We start from the raw sequence: 20,497 nt of genomic DNA, 5'->3' as shown, positions 1-20,497 counted from the left end.
CCCGCATGATCAGAATCCGGAAGCGGACTACCGCGCCCGCCCTACTCACCACACTGGGCACCGCCGACCGGCTGCGGCTGGAAGGCATCTTCTCCGCCAATCCGGTCGCCTGCCAGGCACCGCGCAACCAACAGCTGGCAGCCAAGCCCGCCATATACGGGGCGGCAGCCGTGAAAGCCGCACTGGCCGCCGACCAGCACGGCAAGTGCTGCTACTGCGAGTCGAAGTTTGAGGCTACTGGATTCGGCGACGTAGAGCACTTTCGGCCTAAAGCCGGGGTGCGGCAGCAGCCGAAGTCGGCGCTGGAAAAGCCGGGTTACTACTGGCTGGCCTACGAGTGGTCGAACCTGCTCTATAGCTGCGAAATCTGCAACCGCCGCCACAAGAGCAACTGGTTCCCATTGCTGAACCCCGCGCACCGCGCCCGCCAGCACGACGACCCACTGTGGCGGGAGCGGCCTTTGCTGCCCCACCCGTGCCGCACCGACCCGGCCGCCGAGCTGACATTCAACCGGCACGTGGCCGTGGAGAAAAACCAGTCTGCGTGGGGTGCCGCCTGCATTTGGGCATATGGCCTGAACCGGCCGGCGCTAAATCGGCGGCGGGAAGAGTCGCTGGAGAAACTTGAGTTGGCATTGTTTGTCGCCTCACTGGATATTGACGCTATGAGTGAGGCGCATCGTCAGACTACCCTTACCATGCTGAACATGAGCCTAGCCGAAGTACGCCGTTTCATAACCAATGCGCAGGTTGTTCGGAAGCAGGCCGCCCTTGATTCGGCCGAGTATGCCGGCATGGTGCGGGCCAACTTCCCGCACCTGCCGCGCCGCTAACCTGTAAGCCTCCGGCAACGGCTGCGCCGGATTCCCGTTATCTTGCCCGCTGCCTTCTCCCATTTTCGCCTTCCTATGCTTTCCGCCTCTGCCACTACCCCCGCCACCTCCGCGGCCGCCTCGTTCGACAACATTCCCAAAGACGATAAGCGCATCACCCGCGGCTGGACGTTCTACGACTGGGCCAACTCGGTGTATCCGCTGGTCATTACCAGCTCCATTTTCCCCATCTATTGGGGCGCGATGGTGAAGCAGGTGACGGGCACCGACAGCGGCAAAAGCCCGGTAAATTTCCTTGGGTTTCAGGTGCCGGGCTCCTCGCTGCTCACCTACGCCATTTCGGCCGCTTTCCTGTTCATTGCTATCATCAGCCCGTTTCTCACCTCGCTGGCCGACTTTTCGGGGCGCAAGAAGCTGTTCATGCAGATTTTCTGCTACCTGGGGGCGGCCTCCTGCGCGGCGCTGTTTTTCTTCACCCCCGATACACTCACGCTCAGCACGTTCGTGTTCATTTTGGCTACCATCGGCTTCTCGGGCTCCATCGTATTCTACAACTCCTACCTGCCGCTGATTTCCTCGGAAGAAAAGTACGACTCGCTTTCGGCGCGGGGCTTTTCGATGGGCTATATCGGCTCGGTGCTGCTGCTGCTGGTGTGCCTGGGGCTTATTATGGGCCACGAGGCCATTGGGCTGGAAGAGGGCTTTGCCACCCGGCTGGCGTTTCTGCTCACGGGCCTGTGGTGGGCCGGCTTCGCCCAGATTCCGTTCTTCGCGCTGCCCGCCGACCCCGGCCGCCCCGCCAGTGCCGCCGCCGACTCGGGCTGGCTGCTCAACGGCTTCCGGGAGCTGGGCAAAGTCTGGGACCAGCTCAAGCACCTGCCCAACCTGAAGCGCTTCCTGCTGGCCTACTTCACCTACAACATGGGCGTGCAAACGGTGATGTACGTGGCTACCATCTTCGGCGATGAGGAGTTGAAGCTGGAAAGCTCAGCCCTGATTCTGACCATTCTATTGCTCCAGATTGTGGGCATTCTGGGCGCTTACCTGTTCTCGAAGCTCTCGGAGCGCATCGGCAACACGCGGGCCCTGAGCTGGTCAGTGTTCATCTGGATGCTGATCTGCGTGGCGGGCTACTACGTGCAGGCCGGCTGGAGCTTCTACGCGCTGGCTTCGGTTATTGGCCTCACGATGGGGGCTGTGCAGAGCCTTTCGCGCAGCACTTATTCCAAGATCATTCCCGAGAACACGCCTAACACGGCCGCCTTCTTCAGCTTTTTTGACGTGACCGAGAAGCTTAGTATTGTGATTGGCACGGCCGTTTTCGGCCTCATTGCCCAAATCACGGGCTCCATGCGCAACAGCATTCTGTCGCTCATCGTGTTCTTTATTCTGGGCCTGATTTTCCTGCTCCGCCTGCGCGGCCGCAAGCTGCGGGACTGAATTCAATTAAAAAATGAGAAGTAAGAAGTAAAAATGGGCCGTTCAACTCCTCCCAGCCGGAGCGTTGAACGGCCCATTTTTACTTCTTACTTCTCATTTTTTGAATGAAAACACTTTCTCGCCGCCAATCCAGGTTTGCTGCACTTTGGCGGTGCGAAGCTTTTCCTTGGGGGCTTGCAGCAGGTCGGTGTCCAGCACCACGAAATCGGCCAGCATGCCGGGCTTGATCTGGCCTTTGCGCCGGTCTTCGAAGGCGGCGTGGGCGGCCCAAGTGGTCATGCCGCGCAGGGCATCGGGGCGGCTGATGGCGTTTTCCATCTGAAAGCCAGCGGCGGGGAAATTCCTGGCATCCTGCCGGGCCACGGCCGCGTGGAAGCCGAACAGCGGGTTGATATCCTCCACCGGAAAGTCGGAGCCCAGGGCCAGCTGGCCGTACTGCTTCAGCAGCTCGGCGTAGGCGTAGGCCGTTTTCACGCGGGCCGCGCCCAGCCGCTCACCGGCCCAGTACATATCGGAGGTGGCGTGGGTGGGCTGCACCGAGGGCACGATGCCGAACTGCCCGAACCGGGGCATATCGGCCGGCGTGATGACCTGGGCGTGCTCAATGCGCCAGCGCCGGTCTTTCTGGCCCCGCAGCGCCTCGCCGTAGATGCTCAGAATGATGCGGTTGGCCGAGTCGCCGATGGCGTGGGTGTTCATCTGAAATTTGCTGGCCGCAATTTCTTTGGCCAGCGCCCGGTATTCCTTTTCCGTGGAGAGCAAAAAACCGGTTTCTTTGGGCCGGTCGGCATACGGCTGCACTAGGCAGGCCCCGCGCGAGCCCAGCGCCCCGTCGGCATATACTTTAAAGGAACTGACGGTGAGCTGGTCGGTAAGGACCGGGCCGTTTTTGAAGTAGAAGTCCCGGTTGGCCTTCGTCGGGTTCAGCATCACGTAGAGGCGCAGCCGGAGCTTGCCCTGGCGCTGCAAGGCGGCCAGCTGGTCGATGTCGGGCTTGTCGAGGCCGGCATCGGCGAGGCTGGTCAGGCCCACGGCCAGGCAGTTCTGCTGGCCCTGGAGAAGCAGGCGGGCGGCTTCGTCCGGCGTAGGCTCGGCGATGTCGCGGCCCACCAGCCGGGTGGCGTTGTCGATGAGCAGACCGGTGAGCTGGCCTCGGGCGTCGCGGGTGATGGTGCCCCCACTGACGGGCGTGGCGGCCGTCACGCCGGCCAGGTCCAGAGCCTTCTGGTTGACCAGGGCGGCGTGTCCGTCGACGCGGACGAGGGCCACGGGTACGTCGGGAAACAGCTGGTCGAGCCGGGCTTTGGTGGGAAACTGCTTATCGGGCCAGTCGTTCTGGTCCCAGCCCCGGCCCAGCAGCCAAGCCGCCTGCGGGTACTGCCGGCGGTGCGTCTGCAGCCGGGCCAGCACATCGTCCCAAGACGTAGTGCCCACCAGGTTGGCGTAGCTCAGGCCCAGGGCATAGCGGTAGAAGTGGCAGTGCGCATCATAAAAGCCGGGGTAGATGAACTTCCCCCCGGCATCAACTTCCTGCCGGGCCTGAAACCGGCCGCGCAGCTCCTCGGCGGTGCCCACGCCCACGAATTTGCCGTCCTGCACGGCAAAGGCCTGGGCCTTGGAAAAGGCCGAGTCGACGGTGTACACCGTGGCGTTGTACACGAGCAGGTCGGCGGGCTGGCGGGAGGCGGTTTGGCAGCCCCAAAAGCCGAGCAAGGGCCACAGAAGCAAAGAGCGCAAAGTCGAGGTCATGCGGCGAAGGTACGCGCCGCGCCGGATTTGCAACCGGAGCGGCTATACGGCCTTGCGGCGGCGGGCACGGGCATCTTCCCGCCGGCATTGCGCCAGCCAGGCCATAGCCTCGTCTTCGGTGGTAAAGCGCTCCACTGTGTAGGGCCGGCCCGCGAAGTAAGTCAGGGCGGGCACCGCGGGGTTGGCCAGCATGCCGGCCAGCTGGTGCGAGGCCATCAGGTAGGCCACGTACACGGGCCGGCGCAGGCGCACGGGCACCTGCGGAAAAAACTCTTCCAGCAGCCAGTGCACGTCGGCCGCATCTAGGCCGGTGGCGCGGCCGCTCAGGTCGATGAGCCAGTAGCGGCAGCGGCGGGCCACGGCCTCGTCGAGCAGGGCCAGGTAGCCGCGCTGCAGCTCAAAGGGCATCACGCCGCGCCGCCAGCGGCCCGTCAGCACCCGCTCGTGAGGTTGGTACGCTATGTCGAGATAAGAAGAAGCAAAAATGCTCATTTCCAGAAAGATGCTTGAGTAGGGCGGCAGGCGGGCAGAACGAACACGGCGCGGCAGGCTAAAAAAAATCCCCCGCAGCCGGAAGCAGCGGGGGATTTTGCGAGGCCGCGGGGCGGCTGCAAGGTAAGCTATTCGGCGGAGCCGGCCGTTATTCGAAGCGCATGTGCTTCACCGATTCGCCGGAGTTCTGCAGCTCCAGCAGCGAGTCGATGCCAATCTGCAGGTGCGAGGTCACGTAGTCGGTGGTCACTTTTTTGTCGCTTTCGGAGGTTTTCACGCCTTCCGGAGTCATCGGGTTGTCGCTCACCAGCAGCAGCGCGCCGTGCGGAATCTCATTCACGAAGCCCACGGTGAAGATGGTAGCCGTTTCCATATCCACGGCCATGGCCCGAATCTGGCGCAGGTAGTCCTTGAAGTTTTCGTCGTGCTCCCACACGCGGCGGTTGGTAGTATACACCGTACCGGTCCAGTAGTCCTTTTCGTGCTTCTTAATCATGCTGCTCACGGCCCGCTGCAGGCGGAACGAGGGCAGGGCCGGAATCTCGGCCGGCAGGTAGTCGTCGGAAGTACCCTCGCCGCGGATGGCGGCGATGGGCAGAATCAGGTCGCCGAGCTTGGTTTTGTTTTTCAGACCGCCGCACTTGCCCAAAAACAGGGCCGCTTTGGGCTTCACGGCGCTCAGCAGGTCCATCACCGTGGCAGCCATCGGCGAGCCCATCCCGAAGTTGATGATGGTGATGTTGTTGGCCGTGGCCGTCTGCATGGGCTTGTCGAGGCCATGAATCTCCACTCCGAACTGCTCGGCGAACATGGTCACATAGTTGATGAAGTTGGTGAGCAGAATGTACTGCCCGAACTCCTTGAGCGGTACGCCGGTGTAGCGCGGCAGCCAGTTTTCGACGATGTCCGTTTTGGTTTTCATATGGGGGCTTGGTTGGTGGGGGCTTGATTTTTTTCGGCTGTCATCCTGAGCAAAGCGAAGGACCTTATGGCAGTTGAACGGCCATTGCAACGACGACCTGCGCTGGCGTAATAAGGTCCTTCGCTTTGCTCAGGATGACAGACGTTTGAAGCGCATACCGCAAATAAAAAAACCGTCGGACGAAGTGTACGACGGTGCCGGAGAAAAGCGGTAGCTGAGGCTCCGGGCCGTACCTTTGGAGGTGATGCAAGAGCTGAACCTGCCGCCTTTCGCCCACAAACTTACACAATCGGACTCAAATCCGCAGATCTGGGATATTCTGCGGCGCAAATATATTGTGCTCACGCCCGAGGAGTGGGTGCGCCAGCACGTGGTACACTATCTGATTGACCACCTGGGCTATCCGAAGGGCCTGCTGAGCCTGGAGCGGGGCCATGCCTACAACCAGCGCCAGAAGCGCACCGACCTCTGCGCCTTCGGCCCCGATGGCCGCACGCTGCTGCTGGTGGAGTGCAAAGCGCCCTCGGTGCCCATCACGGCGGCCACGGCCCACCAGGCGGCCACCTACAACCAAACCATCGGGGCCCCGCTGCTGCTGCTCACCAACGGCCTGCAGCACTACTGCTGGCGCGTGGATCTGGTGGCCCGCACCAACGAGCGGCTGAGCGAGATTCCGCCGTATCCGGGGCGGGCGGCCGGGTTGGGGAACGTAGCGCCCTGAGGTGCGTACAGCCTAGTGTGGAGCTAGTCGCCCCGAATTACTTTATATTCGGACGGTCTGCTTGCGGGTCCGCTGCCTCGGGGCTGGGGGCGCGGCCGGCCGGCTGCCTCACCCGGCGAGGTCCTCATAAGCTGGTCGGGCCACCAATTTCAATGCTATGCTAACCCCTGATATGCCTTTGGCAAGTGCGTTTTTCGAGCAGGACGCGGCGGCCGTTTTTGCGCTGAATCAGGACGGGGCTTTTCAGCGGGTCAATGCCCGGTTTGCGACCTTGCTGGGGCAACCGGCTGCGCCGCTGACCGGCACCGGCTTCGTGCAGTGCCTGCCGGCCACCGAGCAGACGCGGGCCCAACAGCACCTGGCGCGGGCCCTGGCCGGCGAGGCAGTGTGCTACGAGGCTGGGGCTGCCGGAGCGGCGGCCAGCGGGGTAGTATTCATGCTGGTGCCATTGGTGGCCGATGGCCGCGTCAGCGGGGTGTATGGCACGGCGCTTCCGGCCGCCATTTCGCCGGAGCACCCGGCCGATGTGATGCTCGATGCCATTGCCGACGTGGCCTTCGTGCTGGCCGTGGAAGCCAAGGGGCGCTACCGCTTCACCTTCGTGAACAAAGCCTTTGAGAAAGCCACGGGTCTGCCGGGCGCGAAGGTCGTGGGCAGCTATGTGCACGATATTATTCCCGAGCCTTCGCTCAGCCTGGTTTTGGACAAATATCAGCAGGCCGTCAACACCGCCGAGCGCGTCAGCTGGTTGGAAACGTCGGACTGTCCGGCGGGCCGGCGGGTGGGCGAGGTAAGCGTGATGCCCTTGCTGGACTCGGCTGGAAAGTGCAGCCAGCTGGTTGGGGTCGTGCATAACATGACCGAGCTGAAGGAGGGCGAAGAAGCGTTGCGCGTCAGCAATGAGCGGTACCAGTATGCCCTCAAAGCCACCACCGACGCGCTGTATGACTGGAACATTGCGGCCGATACGCTGTACTGGGGCGAGGGCTTCGCGACCCTGTTTGGTCACCAGGTGGTGCCCAACCCCGGCCGGTTCAGCACGTGGGCCAGCTACGTTCATGACAGCGAAAAGAAAAGCGTGGTAGACGGATTGCGGCACGCCGCCTTCCAGACCCAGGACGCGTTCTGGCAGCACGAATACCGTTTTCGCCGCGCCGATGGCTCCTGGGCCTGCGTATTCGACCGGGGCTACATTCTGCGCGATGCCCAGGGCCAGCCGGTGCGCATGATCGGGGCCATGCAGGACATCACCGAGCGCAAAGAAGCCGAAATAAGACAGAGCCTGATGGCGGCCAAGCTAATGGATCAGAACGCTGACCTGCAGCAGTTTGCCTACATCGTTTCGCACAACCTGCGCGCGCCGCTGGCCAATGCTCTGGGCTATGCCGACCTGCTCTCCCGCATCGACCGCCACGCCGAGGTGTTCGACAACTCGCTACAGAACCTGCACGCCAGCCTGCGGCAGCTCGACGGCATTCTCAGCGACGTAAACAACATTCTCTCGGCGCGCGACAAGCAGACCGGCTACCGCCCCGAGCCGGTGGCCGTGGCCGCCGTGTGCCGGCAGGCATTGTTTGGCCTGGAAGAGCTGCTGCACGAGTGCGGCGGCGAGCTGCACAACGAGATTCCCGAAACGCTCCGCCTGCCGGGCAGCCGGGCCTACTTCCACAGCATCTTTCACAACCTGATTTCCAATGCCATCAAGTACCGCTCCGACAGCCGCCCCCTGCTGATCCGCATTCAGGCCGTAGCCGGGCCCGGCAGCGGCACCACCATCCTGTTCAGCGATAATGGCATGGGCTTCGATGCGGAGCAGTTCGGGCAGGAAATCTTTCAGCTCTACCGGCGCTTTCATAAGCACCGGCCGGGTCGGGGCATTGGCTTGTTTCTGGTGAAAGCCCACGTCGAATCCATGGGCGGGCAAATCAGCGTCAGCAGCCGGGTAAACGAAGGCACCCGGTTCACCCTTTTCTTTAGCGCACCAAATGCGAACCTACCTGATTGACGACGATGCCCTCGGCGTTTACCTCACCGAGCAGCTGCTGCGGGCCGAAGGGTTTTCTACCGATATCAGCGCGTTTCAGTGCCCTAAAATGGCCCTGGATGTGCTGATAAAGGCCACGACTACTATGGATGACACCGTGGTTTTTCTGGATCTGAATATGCCGCTCATGAACGGCTGGCAGTTTTTGGATGCGCTGGCCCCATACAAGGATAAGCTGCTGGGACACTGTCACATCTACATTCTCACCTCGTCATTGGCGCTGGCCGATCTGGAAAAATCCCGGCAGTACGACCTGGTGGCCGGCCTCATTCACAAACCCATCGACAGCGAGGAGATTCACGCTATTCAGGACCAGCTGGCTAATAAAACCGGGGCGGAGTGACGCGGGTGGCTGTATAATGAGCCAGGCAGGCTACTTATACAGCGTATTATCGAGTAGGCCGCTGGTGAAAAGCTGGGCGGCGGCTTTCAGCTCCTGTCCATACTGTTGGGCCTTTTGCGGGTCGGGCCGGGGCAGGGGCTCGGCTGGGATAAAGTGCGTTTGGTAGGGGTAGAGGCGGATTTTGTCGTCGGTGGTCAGCTCCGTCACAAAGTCGCGGTGCACCAGAAACAGCGAGCTGCCGCTCAAAAACAGCGCCCGGCCCGCGGTGCCGGAGTCAAACACGGAAGAGCCGAAGGGCAGCAGCTGCCCGGCAGCTGGAATATTGAGCAAATCGACCACCGTGGCGGGCAGGTCGGCTTGCTGCGTGATGCGGTGTACGTCGGCGGGCGGCAGCGCCCGGCCAGGATGAAAGAGCAGCAGCGGCGTTTTGTAGTTGCCCAGCAGGTTTTGGTAGTCGGCCTTGTCGGTCTGCGAGGTGTGGTCGGCCAGTACAATGAACAGCGTATTATGGTACCAGGGCTGCCGGGCGGCGATTTTGAAGAACTGCCGCAGGGCAAAATCGGTGTAGCCGATAACGCCGTGAATAGGCAGTGTACCGGCCGGAAAGCGCCCCTGATACTTGGCCGGCACCTCGAAAGGCTCGTGGGAGGTGAGGGTGAAAACGGTGGAGAAAAACGGCTGCTTTTGCCGGCTCAGCTCTTGGGCAAAATACTGCAGGTAGGGCTCGTCGGCAATGCCCCAGTGGCCGTCGAAATCCGGGCTTTTGGCCCCGCCGGGGTACTCGCTCAGCCCATAGTACTGCTGCACGCCCGCAATGCCGCTGAACGTGTTGAACCCCATCGTGCCATTTTCGGCCCCGTGAAAAACGGACGTGGCGTAGCCCTGCCGGCCCAGCAGCTCGCCCAGGCCGTGCAGCTCGTCAGTCTGGAAGTTGGAGGTGATAAACGGACTTTCAATGAGCGCAGGCAGGCCCGCCAGCACCGCTGGCAGCGCTTCAATGGAGCGGCGGCCGTTGGCATAATGCTCCCGAAAAAACAGCCCCTTCGTGGCCAGCGAGTCGAAAAACGGCGTGTAGCCCCGGCTGCCGTTTTCGATGCCGGTGTACTCGGAGGCAAAGCTCTCAACCAGCAGAATCACCACGTTGTCGCGGGGGGCACCGGGGCGGGGCGCGGGAGGGCGCGGGGCCAGGGCCTGCCGTGCCGCAGCGGCCGTGGGGAAGTAGGCCCGCCGCTCCAGCGGCTGGTAGCCCAGGCTTTTGAGGAAAGTAAAGGTGCTGTTCAGGGCTACGTGGCCCAGCACGGGTGGCGTTTGCATAAAAGCGTGGCCCGTACGCAACGGCTTGAGCTGCAGCCCGCCCCGAATGCCCAGCACCGTGAGGCCCGCCACCAGCGCCAGTTCCAGCAGGTGCCGCCCTACCCGCCGCCACCGGTGCGGAGCCGGGACAAATGGGGCCGCTGGCAGCGGGTAGAAAAACCACAGCAGCCCCAGCAGCGCCCCAAACGGCAGCAGCAGATACCAGTATTGCCCCAGCAGCTGGCCCGACTGCCGCTCAATGTCGCGGGTGATGGTGAACAGCTCGTTGGAAGTGCGCCGCCCGATGAATTTAAAGTACTGGGTGTCAATCAGGTTCAGAGCCAGCCCCAGCGCGTTCAGCAGCAGATACAGCGCCCGCAGCAGCCGCTGCCATCCGCGTCCCGCCGCCGGCACCAGCGAAAACAGCACAAACGGTACGTTCAGCAGCAGAATGGCCGCCATATCGAACCGGAAGCCGTGCCAAAAGGCCAGCAGCACCTGCCCGAAAGTAGCCTCCCGAAACGTGCTGAAATTGGTGAGATAAAAGCCCAGCCGCAGCAGCACGTACACGCCCATCAGCAGGGCCAGACGGCGGAGCAGCAGACGCAGGGTGGGGGAGAGCATGGGCAAAAATCGGCTACGCTTTCAGCGTGAAATGCAGGCGCTGCCCGTCGGGCAAATCCTTGATCTGGGCGTAGAAATCGGCCAGATACGCTAGCCGCTCCAGCGCCGGCAGCGGCCGCAGCTGCGGCTTTTCCGTGGCCGACTGAATGCAGACCGGCGGATACACGCTCAGCAGCTGCCCCGGCTCCAGCCGGCCGCCCAGCTGCTGAAACGCGCGCAGCGGCTCCATGCCCAGCGCATCGAGCGGAAACTTCTCGATACCGAACAGGAAATGCTTGAAATCCACTTCCAGGTCGGCCAACTCGCCGGTTTCGGTGTCCAGAAAAAGCACCGCGTCGTCGCGCAGCAGAAACTGGTTGCCCACACAGTCTTGCGCAAAGGGAATATCGGTGGGGCGCACGGTGGCGTAGCGCTTCCAGAAGGCCTGCTCCCCGTTCCAGGCCGCGCCTAGATCGTGCCAGGCCGGCGCGTGGCAGCAGCCCCGGATGTGCAGGCCGCCAAAGTAAGCCACCACGCCGTTTTGGGTGCGCAGAAAATCCTGCAGATAGGCAGGCAGCAAGCCAAATGTATGCGCGTCGGCAATGGAGCGGCCGGTGAAAAGAATACCCTTCAAATTAATTGAGAATTATGAATTGTGAATTGGCGCGGGTGGAAGAGTCGTTGGGAACAATCCGGAACATCCTGCTTCATCTTGCGTCCGCTTGTCGAAGCATCTCGCCCGCTTCGTCGGACCCCTCCCCAACCCACGCCGCTTGATGCGCGGAATCCAAAAGGGAGGGGCTTAGTTTACCCTTGCAACGAAGCGGTAAAGATGCTTCGACAAGCGGACGCAAGATGAAGCATGACCCGTTCTTTCGACCTTCCAAACCGCGGCCTTTAGCCCTGGAACGCAGAGAAAAATAAAAATTGAGCGTTCAAACAGCGCGGAGGCCATCAGAACGCTCAATTCTTACTTTTTAATTCTCGATTTTTAATTGGCAACAGCCTCTTCCAGCACGGTGTTCACGTCTACCATCGGCAGGTTCCAGGCATCGGCTACGCCCTGGTACACTACCTCGCCGTGCACTACGTTCAGGCCCAAGCGCAGGGCGGGGTCCTGCTGGCAGGCTTTCTGCCAGCCCAGGTTGGCCAGCTTCACGGCGTAGGGCAGCGTGGCGTTGGTGAGGGCCAACGTGCTGGTGTAGGGCACCGCGCCTGGCATGTTGGCCACGCAATAGTGCACGATGTCGTCGATGATGAAGGTCGGGTTTTCGTGGGTGGTCGGCTTGCAGGTTTCGATGCAGCCGCCCTGGTCCACGGCCACGTCCACGAGCACGGTGCCGGGGCGCATGGTCTTGAGCATGTCGCGGGTGATGAGGTGCGGAGCCTTGGCGCCCGGAATCAGCACCGCGCCGATGATCAGGTCGGCGGTTTTGATGGCTGCGCGGATGTTATACTCATTCGAGTACTGCGTCACCACGTTCTTGGGCATGAAGTCGTCCAGCTCGCGCAAACGGTTCAGATTGATGTCCATCACCGTCACCAACGCGCCCAGACCGGCGGCAATCTTGGCGGCCTGCGTGCCCACGATGCCGGCACCCAGCACCAGTACTTCGGCGGGCTTCACGCCGGGCACGCCGCCCAGCAGAATGCCGCGGCCTTTCAGCGGCTTCTCCAGGTACTTGGCACCTTCCTGCGGAGCCATGCGGCCGGCCACTTCGCTCATCGGAATGAGCAGGGGCAGGGCGCGGGTAGGCAGCTCCACGGTTTCGTAGGCCAGGCACACGGCCTTGCGCTCAATCATGGCGTGGGTCAACTCCTCGCCCGAGGCAAAGTGGAAGTACGTGAACAGCAGCTGGTTTTCCTTGATGAGCGGATACTCCGAGGCAATCGGCTCCTTCACCTTCACAATCATCTCGGTCTTGGCGTACACTTCCTCAATGGTAGCCAGCACGGTAGCGCCGGCCTGCTCATATTCGGCGTCCGCAAAACCGCTGCCCAGACCGGCCGTGCTTTGCACGTACAGCTCGTGGCCGTGCTTGCGCAGCTCGGCAACCCCGGCAGGCGTCAGGCCCACGCGGTTTTCGTTATTTTTGATTTCTTTCGGTACGCCGATTAGCATAGTAAAGACTAAAGGAGTGAGGGTGGAATTTCAGGGGGAAAACGGCCGCAAAGATAGACAATAAGTGAGATGGTGAGATAGTGAAATAGTGAGTTTGACGTTCTGCCTGCGCTAACTGCGCCGTTTGCGCCATATGCGCGGGCAGAACGTCAAACTCACTATTTCACTATCTCACCATCTCACTTAAACGGCACCGCTACGCCGCTTTCCTTCATCATGCTCGTGCCGTTCAGGTCGCGCACCACGGTGGCTTTCAATGTGAGCTTGGCGTCGCCGGTCAGGTCGTTGGAAGAAATAGTGACCACATCCGACATCTGCCCGATCTGGCGCTGGCTGTAGAGCAGCTCGATGGTGCCGCTCTGGCCGGGCTTGATGGGCGCGGGCGTGGCCTTGTAGCCCACGCAGTTGCACGACGACGTGAGCTGGCTGAGCACCAGCTCCTGCTTGCCGGTATTCTTCACCGTGAAGCGGGCCGAAGGCTGCTGGCCGGCTTCCATCTTGCCAAAATCGTGGGTGGTGCGGTCCAGCGTGAGGCGCGGCGACTGGGCCAGTTGGGCGGGCGTGAGGGTGGCTTTCACCTGGGCCTTGTCCAGTACCGTGCCCTTGATGCTGAGCACCGTGCTGGGCGTGGCGGCGTTGCTGGTCACGGTCACGGTTTTGTTGAACACGCCGGGGCGGCCGGCGCTGCTGTACATGGCCTTCACCATCCCCGATTTGCCGGGCAGCACCGGCGTTTTGGTCCAGTCGGGAGTGGTGCAGCCGCAGCTGGCCTGCACGTTGGCAATGACGATGGGCTGGTTGCCGGTATTCTTGAACCGGAACTCGTGGGTGGCCATCGTGCCCTCGGCCACGTTGCCGAAGTCGTGGCTGTCTTTTTCAAACGTCATCACGCCCTGGGCGCGGGCACCGAGGTGGGCAAACAGCAGCCCGCAGGCCAGCAGCAGCGAAGAAATGTGTTTCATGGAAATAGAACCAGCAGGAAGTTGAAGTCAGCGCGGAACCGTACCGGGCTCCGCAACTCAAAGATAGACAAAAACCGGCCTGATTCGTACCAGGGCCGGGCGCGGCGCGTGGTTGAGTGTCGCGCCCAAATCGTACTTTTGTGAGCCTGCTTTCGGAGCCGGGCTTTTCCACTGTCCTTATTGCCCGCCAAACTCCCCGCCCATCTCTCCTATGCCCACCGCTGAACCTATCGTAGCCGCCCCCGCGGCCCTTAGCAAAGAAGACCTGCTCCGTGACTATCGCCTGGGCTGGGAAAGCCGCCACGCCTCGCTCGCGGGCCGCAAGGAAGTATTCATGGGCAAAGCCAAGTTCGGCATCTTCGGCGACGGCAAGGAGCTGCCGCAGCTGGCCATGGCCCGCGCCTTCCAGCCCGGCGACTTCCGCTCCGGCTACTACCGCGACCAGACCTTTATGGTGGCCGCCGGCGAGCTGACCTGGCAGCAGTATTTCGCCCAGCTCTACGCCCACCCCGACGCCGAAGCCGAGCCCGCCACCGCCGGCCGCGCCATGAACGGCCACTTCGCCACGCGTTTGCTGGACGAGGACGGCCAGTTCAAAAACCTGGCGACGCTAAAAAACTCCTCCGCCGACGTGTCGCCCACGGCCTCTCAGATGCCGCGCCTCGTGGGGCTGGCGTATGCATCCAAGCTTTACCGCCAGAACCCCGAACTGCACGAGCTGACGCAGTTTTCGGTGAACGGCAACGAAATTGCCTTCGGCACCATCGGCAACGCCAGTACTTCGGAAGGCATGTTTTTCGAGGCCATCAACGCCGCCGGCGTGCTCCAGATTCCGATGCTGGTGAGCGTGTGGGACGACCACTACGGCATCTCGGTGCCGGCCGAGTACCAGACCACCAAGCAAAGCATCAGCGAGATTCTGGCCGGCTTCCAGCGTAACGCGCCCGGTGAGCAGGGCTTCGAGATTTTTGTGGTGAAAGGCTGGGACTATGCCGCCCTGGTGGATACCTACCTGCGCGCCGCCGAGGTGTGTCGCCGCGAGCATGTGCCGGTATTGATTCACGTGACGGAAGTGACCCAGCCCCAGGGCCACTCCACCTCCGGCTCGCACGAGCGCTACAAATCCAAAGACCGCCTGGGCTGGGAGGAGGAGCACGACTGCCTGCGCAAGATGCGCGAGTGGCTGCTGGCCGAGGGCCACGCCACGGAAGACGAGCTGACCCAGATTGAGACGGAGGCCAAAGATGTCATCAAAAAAGCCCGCGTGGCCGCCTGGGATGCCTTCTTCAACCCCATCAAGCAGGAGCGCGACGAGGCCGTGGCGCTGTTGGAAGCCCTGGTGGCCGAAACCGGCGAGGAAAACGCGCTGCACGATATGGTGGAGCACCTACGCCACAATCCCACGCCCATCCGCGCCGACATCGTGCGCACCGTGCGCCGCGCCCTGCGCTTCGTGCGGGCCAAGCGCAGCAACGCCCGCCAGGATCTGAAAGACTACCTGGAGCAGCTGCTGGCCGAAAACGCCGACCGCTACAACTCTTACCTCTACAGCCAGAGCGAGCAGGCCGCGCTGAACATCGAAGAAGTAAAAGCCGAATTTTCCGCCGATGCTGCGCCCGTGGATGGCCGTGAGGTGCTCCAGGCCTGCTTCGAGGCCAACTTCCGCCGCGACCCGACCATCTTCGCCATCGGCGAGGACGTGGGCAAAATCGGGGATGTAAACCAGGCGTTTGCGGGCTTGCAGGAGAAATTCGGGGAGCTGCGCGTGACCGATACCGGCATCCGCGAGTGCACCATTGTGGGGCAGGGCATCGGCGCTGCGCTGCGCGGGCTGCGGCCCATCACCGAGATTCAGTACCTCGATTATCTGCTCTATGCCATCCAGATTCTGAGCGATGATGTGGCCTGCCTGCAGTACCGCACCAAGGGCGGGCAGAAAGCGCCGCTCATCGTGCGTACCCGCGGGCACCGGCTGGAGGGCGTGTGGCACTCCGGCTCGCCGATGGGCATGATTCTGAGCAGCATCCGCGGGATGCACGTGCTGGTGCCGCGCGACATGACCCAGGCGGCCGGCTTCTACAACACGCTGCTGCGCTCCGACGAGCCGGCCATCGTAATCGAGTGCCTGAACGGCTACCGCCTCAAGGAGCGTATTCCGCAGAACGTGGGCGAGTTTACGCTGCCGCTGGGCGTGCCGGAAGTGCTGCAGAAAGGCACCGACATAACGGTAGTCACCTACGGCTCGATGTGCCGCATTGTGATGGATGCCGCCCGGCAGCTGGCCGAAGTGGGCATTTCGGTGGAAGTAATCGACGTGCAGACGCTACTGCCGTTCGACGTTGACCACGTTATTGCCGACAGCCTGCGCAAAACCAGCCGGGTGCTGTTCGCCGACGAGGACGTGCCCGGCGGCGCTACTGCTTTCATGCTCCAGCACGTGCTCGACGAGCAGCAGGGCTACAAGTTCCTCGACTCGCAGCCGCGCTGCCTGGCCGCGCAGCCCCACCGCCCGCCCTACGGCTCCGACGGCGACTACTTCAGCAAGCCCAACGCCGAAGACGTGTTCGATGCCGTGTATGAGCTGCTGAACGAGGCTGAGCCCAAGCGCTTCCCGGCCATTTATTAGCCAAGGATTCTCCATAAAAAACGCCCGGCTGGAAGTTCCGGCCGGGCGTTTTTTATGGGGTGAAGATGGCTACTGCACGCGGTAAGACGGCGTTACAATCTTGTTGCTCTCGTGCAGGCCACGGTCCATGATAGACAGCTCGAACCGAATATCCTGACCCTGCTTAATGGGAGTAAAATTGCCATCTACCGGAATTTCCGTCGTATAAGTCAAGTCGCCCTTCAGCGGGGCTGCCTTTCCTCCCGCCGGGTCCAGAGGTGGATAGGTAGAGATGTAGATATTCTTGGCGTTGCCGAATTCTACGGGTGCATACTGACCGTCGCTGGTCCGGTAGTAGGGGACCAAGAAGTAATTGTTGTAGTTGCGGTTAGGAGAGCCATCGGCCAGATACTGCCGGTAAGGGCTATCGTCGGTCTTGTCCTCTTTCCTCAAACCAAGGTCGCCTTCGCCATCTTGGAAGCTGACGGTAATTGTTACCCGGTCGTAGGCTGTCAAAACGCCGTCGTCCACGCGGGTCACCGTCATGTCCTTGAACTCGATGCTGGGCGTGGTAGGGAAGTTGGGCGGGCTGATGCATGAGTTGACCGCCAAAGCAGCCAGCGCCAGCGTCGAACGCAGAGGAGTACGAAACAGGATCATAGCAAGCAGAAAAACGGGTCCGAAACAGCTACCAAAGCCAGCGGTGGAAGGTACGACTTATCAACGAAGTGCCACCGCGTTTGTTATACCAATTCGCTAACCACGCCGCTTTAGAATGAGTTTCCGCGCCGCTTACCTGTCCGATTTCTCCGCCGTTTCGGCAGCCACCTTTGAGGCGCTGGCGCTGCGGCTGTTCCGGCATCAGGCCGTGCACTGCCCGCCCTACCGGCAGTGGCTGGCCGCGCTGGGCCGCCGCCCCGAAACCGTAGCGCGCCTGGAAGACATTCCCTTTCTGCCCATCGAGTTTTTCAAAACCCACGAAGTGCGCACCGCGCCCGCCGAATGGGAGCCGCAGGAGCTGTTTCTGAGCAGCGGCACCACGCTGCAGCAGCGCAGCCGCCACCTGCTCCGCGACCCGAAGCTGTACCGCCAAAATGCCGCCCGCATCTTCGAAAGCCTCTACGGTCCGCTCACCGGCTACAAGTTTCTGGCCCTGCTGCCGTCGTATCTGGAGCAGGGCAATTCGTCTTTGGTGGCGATGGTGGATTATTTTGCGCAGGCATCCGGCCAAAAGCAGCCGGCCTTTTTTCTGCGCGACCACGCGGCGCTGCTGCAGGCTTTAGCTGAAGCCAAGCAGGATGCCAGCCGCCAGGTGCTGCTCATCGGCGTTTCGTACGCCCTGCTCGACCTGGCCGCCGAGTACGGCCCCGCCCCGGAGCTACAAAACCTGACGGTGCTCGAAACCGGCGGCATGAAAGGCCGCCGCCGCGAGATGATTCGCGAAGAGCTGCACGCCGAGTTGCAGCAGGCCTTCGGCCCCGCCGGCATTCACTCCGAATACGGTATGACGGAGCTGCTTTCGCAGGCCTACAGCCGCGGCGACGGCCGTTTCCACTGCCCCGCGCCGCTCCGCATCCTCCTGCGCGACCCCGCCGACCCATTTTCGGTTGCCCGCTACCGCCCCGACGGCGCCATTAACGTCATCGACCTGGCCAACGTGGATTCCTGCGCTTTCCTCGAAACCAAAGACCTGGCCCGCATGCACCCTGATGGTTCTTTTGAAGTGCTGGGCCGGATGGATAACTCGGACGTGAGGGGATGCAATCAGATGGCGTAAAGCCAGAGTTGTAGTACTTTGCCGTAAGCTTAATTATAAATAAGGAACGCTATGAGAACGAAAAGAACGATAAGAAATGATGAGCAAATAGAAAGAGAAATTGAAAAATCCACTTCAAAGTTTTCTCAGTATCTTATGTCCAATTCAAAGTGGGTTAGGCTCATCAATAAGCTCGTAGAAAACTCGGAGAGAGTTTTAAAAATAGAGTTCAAGAAAGTTCAGCACACTCTCATTGGAGAACTGTATTTGGACCAGGATACTGCGTTTGGATTTGATTATTGGCAAAACGGATTTGAGGGAAATAGCTCATTGGGTGGATGGCTAATGTTCAAAGAAATAGAATACCTGTTTTTTCCAAAAGTGGCTGACTTAGTCAAGCATGTTGAACAGGACTTAGAACAGATTGAGGCCTTGATAAATAGCGTTGGCAAATTCTCTTTAGAAACCGATGTCAGAGGATTAAAGGTGGTATGCTATAGAGTATAAAAGTAGGCCAACCATCAAGCGCAATCTAAAAATTGCGCTTGATGGTTGGCCTACTTTTGTCTACCGCGGTAAAATGCAGTCAGTTTTACTTCCCCGCGTAGGTCTTCGCGTCCGGCTCCGTAATCGTCTCATCGCTCATGATAATCAGCCGCTCCACCACGTTGCGCAGCTCGCGAATATTGCCGCGCCAGTCGAGGCTAGTGAGGTAGTCGAGGGCGGCGGGGTCGATGTTTTTGGGCTTGTCGCCGTAGTCGCGGGCAATGTCGTGGAGGAAGCGCTGCACGAGGTCGGGGATGTCATCGCGGCGGTCGTTGAGGGCGGGGACTTTGATCAGGATGACGGAGAGGCGGTGGTAGAGGTCCTCGCGGAAGTTGCGCTCGGCTATTTCCTGCTGCAGATCTTTGTTGGTGGCGGCGATTACGCGCACGTTCACCGTTATTTCCTTCTCGCCGCCCACGCGGGTAATCTTGCTTTCCTGCAGCGCCCGCAGCACTTTGGCCTGGGCCGAGAGGCTCATATCGCCGATTTCATCCAGAAAGAGCGTGCCGCCGTCGGCCTGCTCAAACTTGCCGATGCGCTGCTTCACGGCCGAGGTAAACGAGCCTTTTTCGTGCCCGAACAGCTCCGACTCAATCAGCTCCGAGGGGATGGCGGCGCAGTTCACTTCGATCAGCGGGCCGTTGTTGCGGTTGCTCAGCTCGTGCAGCTGGCGGGCCACCATCTCCTTGCCGGCGCCGTTGGGGCCGGTGATGAGCACGCGGGCATCGGTGGGGGCTACTTTGGCAATCTGCTTACGCACCTGCTCCAGCTGGGCCGAGGTGCCGATCATCTCGGAGCTTTTGGCAATCTTCTTTTTCAGCGTCTTGGTTTCCGTCACCAGCTTGGTGCGGTCCAGGGCGTTGCGCACCGTTACCAGCAGACGGTTCAGGTCCGGGGGCTTCTGGATGAAGTCGAACGCGCCTTTTTTGGTGGCATCCACGGCGGTTTCGATGTTGCCGTGGGCCGAAATCATGATGAAGGCCGAATCCGGGGAGGCCAGCTGGGCCCGCTCCAGCACTTCGAGGCCGTCCATCTTGGGCATCTTGATGTCGCAGAGCACCACGTCGTACTTGTTCTTAATCATCAGATCGAGGCCCGAGGGGCCGTCCTCGGCCTGATCTACGGTGTAGCTTTCGTACTCCAGAATCTCCTTCAGCGTGTTGCGGATGGCTTTTTCGTCGTCAATTATCAGAATGCGGGGCATGGGTGCGGGGAAGACAGAATGGGGATGGCGAAGTAACGAAAACGTGCCGACAAAGGATGTGGGCCGGGCTCCGGCAGCGCCTCACTGCCTTCCCGTAATTGCGGGGACGATGTGAGGCTTCCTCAGCGCCTTCCCGTAATTGTGGGAACCCTGTGCGGAGTCCTCACGGCCTTCCCGCAATCGTGGGAGCCCTGTGAGGAGTCCTCACTGCCTTCCCACGATTGTTTTTGCCCTGTGAGGCGGCCTCGCGGCCTTCCCGTAATCGTGGGAGGGCCGTGCGGAGCGGGCGCAGGCAGCCGACTAATGCGGCCCTAAACGCCAAGCAGCCGCCGCAACCCGAAAGCTGCGGCGGCTGCCGAAAGACGCATGATGAGTCTGTAAGCCGGGTTTTGTACGCCGCCCCGAGGGGAAGCGCCTCCACCATTTATCTAGGCCAGTCCTCGCGGAAAGGCTCCATCAACCTACCCACGGATGCCGGACGAGCCGCCCGGTGCCCGGAGTTGCCCCCGGACGTATCCGCTTATTTGGTCTTTCAACCCCTGAGGTTTACCCAGCCGGCCTGGTCACCCAGCCGCTGGTGCGCTCTTACCGCACCTTTTCACCCTTACCAAAGGTGATTTAGCGACTTAGTGATTTAGTGAGTGCCGGAACGACAACTCACTAAGTCGCTAAATCACTAACTCACCACCTGGCGGTTATTTTCTGTGGCACTGGCTGTCCTGGCTTGCGCCAGTCCTTCCCGTTAGGAAGCAGGGTGCTCTGCGTTGCCCGGACTTTCCTCGTCGCCGGCGTAAAGCCCCGGCGCCGCGGTGGAGCGACTCATCACGGGGGTAAAGGTAGGCAGGGATTTTACAACAATGTC

17 protein-coding genes and 1 other RNA gene are annotated in these 20,497 nt (G+C 61.2%); 8 read left to right on the top strand and 10 right to left on the bottom strand.

All coding sequences use genetic code 11. The features are described 5' to 3' along the window. The first annotated feature begins 5 nt into the window (after positions 1 to 5). Positions 6 to 833, top strand: coding sequence for an HNH endonuclease family protein (locus BUB62_RS07120; RefSeq protein WP_073107980.1), 828 nt, complete (start codon positions 6 to 8; stop codon positions 831 to 833). 75 nt (positions 834 to 908) lie between these two features. Next, a complete protein-coding gene (locus BUB62_RS07115) occupies positions 909 to 2,273 on the top strand; it encodes an MFS transporter (RefSeq protein ID WP_084538892.1) in 1,365 nt (454 codons plus the stop codon). A 93-nt stretch (positions 2,274 to 2,366) separates the two neighbouring features. Here BUB62_RS07115 and BUB62_RS07110 read toward each other — a convergent pair whose 3' ends face one another. The 3 genes from BUB62_RS07110 to BUB62_RS07100 form a co-directional block, all read right to left on the bottom strand. After that, the gene (locus tag BUB62_RS07110) at positions 2,367 to 4,022 is read right to left on the bottom strand and encodes an amidohydrolase (RefSeq protein ID WP_073107977.1); all 1,656 of its coding nucleotides are present in this window, start codon (positions 4,020 to 4,022) and stop codon (positions 2,367 to 2,369) included. A gap of 42 nt (positions 4,023 to 4,064) precedes the next feature. Continuing rightward, positions 4,065 to 4,514 carry a hypothetical protein gene (locus BUB62_RS07105; protein WP_073107974.1) on the bottom strand — a complete coding sequence of 150 codons (450 nt, stop codon included), beginning with the start codon at positions 4,512 to 4,514 and terminating at the stop codon, positions 4,065 to 4,067. A gap of 148 nt (positions 4,515 to 4,662) precedes the next feature. Further along, entirely contained in the window at positions 4,663 to 5,436 is a 774-nt protein-coding gene (locus BUB62_RS07100) for an AMP nucleosidase (RefSeq protein ID WP_073107971.1), read from the bottom strand. A gap of 244 nt (positions 5,437 to 5,680) precedes the next feature. Between BUB62_RS07100 and BUB62_RS07095 the strand changes: the two genes are divergently transcribed. From BUB62_RS07095 to BUB62_RS07085, 3 genes are all read left to right on the top strand, one after another. Then, positions 5,681 to 6,157 (top strand): type I restriction enzyme HsdR N-terminal domain-containing protein, encoded by a 477-nt coding sequence (locus BUB62_RS07095; protein WP_073107969.1) that lies wholly within the window; start codon positions 5,681 to 5,683, stop codon positions 6,155 to 6,157. Positions 6,158 to 6,314: 157 nt separating this feature from the next. Beyond that, a complete protein-coding gene (locus BUB62_RS07090) occupies positions 6,315 to 8,162 on the top strand; it encodes a PAS domain-containing sensor histidine kinase (protein ID WP_084538891.1) in 1,848 nt (615 codons plus the stop codon). Next, positions 8,143 to 8,544: a response regulator gene (locus BUB62_RS07085; protein ID WP_073107965.1), complete on the top strand. Its 402-nt coding sequence runs from the start codon at positions 8,143 to 8,145 to the stop codon at positions 8,542 to 8,544. The genes BUB62_RS07090 and BUB62_RS07085 overlap by 20 nt, the downstream gene beginning before the upstream one ends. Before the next feature lie 30 nt (positions 8,545 to 8,574). On the opposite strand, the gene BUB62_RS07080 is transcribed toward BUB62_RS07085, so the two are convergent. The 4 genes from BUB62_RS07080 to BUB62_RS07065 form a co-directional block, all read right to left on the bottom strand. Next, a complete protein-coding gene (locus BUB62_RS07080; protein ID WP_073107962.1) occupies positions 8,575 to 10,461 on the bottom strand; it encodes an LTA synthase family protein in 1,887 nt (628 codons plus the stop codon). Positions 10,462 to 10,474: 13 nt separating this feature from the next. Further along, positions 10,475 to 11,074, bottom strand: a complete 600-nt coding sequence (locus BUB62_RS07075) for an SMI1/KNR4 family protein (RefSeq protein WP_073107960.1) — start codon at positions 11,072 to 11,074, stop codon at positions 10,475 to 10,477. Between the two features lie 357 nt (positions 11,075 to 11,431). Further along, positions 11,432 to 12,562: an alanine dehydrogenase gene (gene ald, locus BUB62_RS07070; RefSeq protein ID WP_073107957.1), complete on the bottom strand. Its 1,131-nt coding sequence runs from the start codon at positions 12,560 to 12,562 to the stop codon at positions 11,432 to 11,434. A gap of 179 nt (positions 12,563 to 12,741) precedes the next feature. Continuing rightward, positions 12,742 to 13,524, bottom strand: coding sequence for a DUF1573 domain-containing protein (locus tag BUB62_RS07065; RefSeq protein ID WP_073107955.1), 783 nt, complete (start codon positions 13,522 to 13,524; stop codon positions 12,742 to 12,744). Between the two features lie 211 nt (positions 13,525 to 13,735). Here BUB62_RS07065 and BUB62_RS07060 point away from each other — a divergent pair, with 211 nt between their 5' ends. Then, positions 13,736 to 16,150: an alpha-ketoacid dehydrogenase subunit alpha/beta gene (locus tag BUB62_RS07060; RefSeq protein WP_073107952.1), complete on the top strand. Its 2,415-nt coding sequence runs from the start codon at positions 13,736 to 13,738 to the stop codon at positions 16,148 to 16,150. 69 nt (positions 16,151 to 16,219) lie between these two features. Here the strand turns inward: BUB62_RS07060 and BUB62_RS07055 are convergent, their stop codons facing one another. Next, positions 16,220 to 16,789: a hypothetical protein gene (locus BUB62_RS07055; RefSeq protein WP_073107949.1), complete on the bottom strand. Its 570-nt coding sequence runs from the start codon at positions 16,787 to 16,789 to the stop codon at positions 16,220 to 16,222. A gap of 115 nt (positions 16,790 to 16,904) precedes the next feature. Between BUB62_RS07055 and BUB62_RS07050 the strand changes: the two genes are divergently transcribed. Next, complete coding sequence (locus tag BUB62_RS07050) at positions 16,905 to 17,906, top strand: acyl-CoA synthetase family protein (RefSeq protein WP_073107947.1); 1,002 nt, start codon at positions 16,905 to 16,907, stop codon at positions 17,904 to 17,906. Positions 17,907 to 17,957: 51 nt separating this feature from the next. After that, entirely contained in the window at positions 17,958 to 18,392 is a 435-nt protein-coding gene (locus BUB62_RS07045; RefSeq protein WP_143164067.1) for a hypothetical protein, read from the top strand. Between the two features lie 85 nt (positions 18,393 to 18,477). Here BUB62_RS07045 and BUB62_RS07040 read toward each other — a convergent pair whose 3' ends face one another. Together BUB62_RS07040 and rnpB are read right to left on the bottom strand one after the other, a co-directional pair. Then, positions 18,478 to 19,635 carry a sigma-54-dependent transcriptional regulator gene (locus BUB62_RS07040; protein WP_073107941.1) on the bottom strand — a complete coding sequence of 386 codons (1,158 nt, stop codon included), beginning with the start codon at positions 19,633 to 19,635 and terminating at the stop codon, positions 18,478 to 18,480. Between the two features lie 362 nt (positions 19,636 to 19,997). Further along, positions 19,998 to 20,461, bottom strand: an RNA gene (gene rnpB / locus BUB62_RS07035) — RNase P RNA component class A. Positions 20,462 to 20,497: the final 36 nt, after the last annotated feature.

It is taken from the genome of Hymenobacter daecheongensis DSM 21074 (assembly GCF_900141805.1).
In the GTDB taxonomy this organism is placed as follows: domain Bacteria; phylum Bacteroidota; class Bacteroidia; order Cytophagales; family Hymenobacteraceae; genus Hymenobacter; species Hymenobacter daecheongensis.
The sequence above is the reverse complement of the archived record's forward strand: the minus strand, read 5'-3'. Positions and strand labels throughout refer to the sequence as shown.

Coding starts and splice junctions, on each gene's coding strand:
- BUB62_RS07060 (WP_073107952.1), top strand. CDS start 13,736: ATGCCCACCGCTGAACCTATCGTAGCCGCCCCCGCGGCCCTTAGCAAA.
- BUB62_RS07115 (WP_084538892.1), top strand. CDS start 909: ATGCTTTCCGCCTCTGCCACTACCCCCGCCACCTCCGCGGCCGCCTCG.
- BUB62_RS07085 (WP_073107965.1), top strand. CDS start 8,143: ATGCGAACCTACCTGATTGACGACGATGCCCTCGGCGTTTACCTCACC.
- BUB62_RS07065 (WP_073107955.1), bottom strand. CDS start 13,524: ATGAAACACATTTCTTCGCTGCTGCTGGCCTGCGGGCTGCTGTTTGCC.
- ald (WP_073107957.1), bottom strand. CDS start 12,562: ATGCTAATCGGCGTACCGAAAGAAATCAAAAATAACGAAAACCGCGTG.
- BUB62_RS07080 (WP_073107962.1), bottom strand. CDS start 10,461: ATGCTCTCCCCCACCCTGCGTCTGCTGCTCCGCCGTCTGGCCCTGCTG.
- BUB62_RS07050 (WP_073107947.1), top strand. CDS start 16,905: ATGAGTTTCCGCGCCGCTTACCTGTCCGATTTCTCCGCCGTTTCGGCA.
- BUB62_RS07120 (WP_073107980.1), top strand. CDS start 6: ATGATCAGAATCCGGAAGCGGACTACCGCGCCCGCCCTACTCACCACA.
- BUB62_RS07055 (WP_073107949.1), bottom strand. CDS start 16,789: ATGATCCTGTTTCGTACTCCTCTGCGTTCGACGCTGGCGCTGGCTGCT.
- BUB62_RS07110 (WP_073107977.1), bottom strand. CDS start 4,022: ATGACCTCGACTTTGCGCTCTTTGCTTCTGTGGCCCTTGCTCGGCTTT.
- BUB62_RS07095 (WP_073107969.1), top strand. CDS start 5,681: ATGCAAGAGCTGAACCTGCCGCCTTTCGCCCACAAACTTACACAATCG.
- BUB62_RS07105 (WP_073107974.1), bottom strand. CDS start 4,514: ATGAGCATTTTTGCTTCTTCTTATCTCGACATAGCGTACCAACCTCAC.
- BUB62_RS07100 (WP_073107971.1), bottom strand. CDS start 5,436: ATGAAAACCAAAACGGACATCGTCGAAAACTGGCTGCCGCGCTACACC.
- BUB62_RS07040 (WP_073107941.1), bottom strand. CDS start 19,635: ATGCCCCGCATTCTGATAATTGACGACGAAAAAGCCATCCGCAACACG.
- BUB62_RS07090 (WP_084538891.1), top strand. CDS start 6,315: ATGCTAACCCCTGATATGCCTTTGGCAAGTGCGTTTTTCGAGCAGGAC.
- BUB62_RS07045 (WP_143164067.1), top strand. CDS start 17,958: ATGAGAACGAAAAGAACGATAAGAAATGATGAGCAAATAGAAAGAGAA.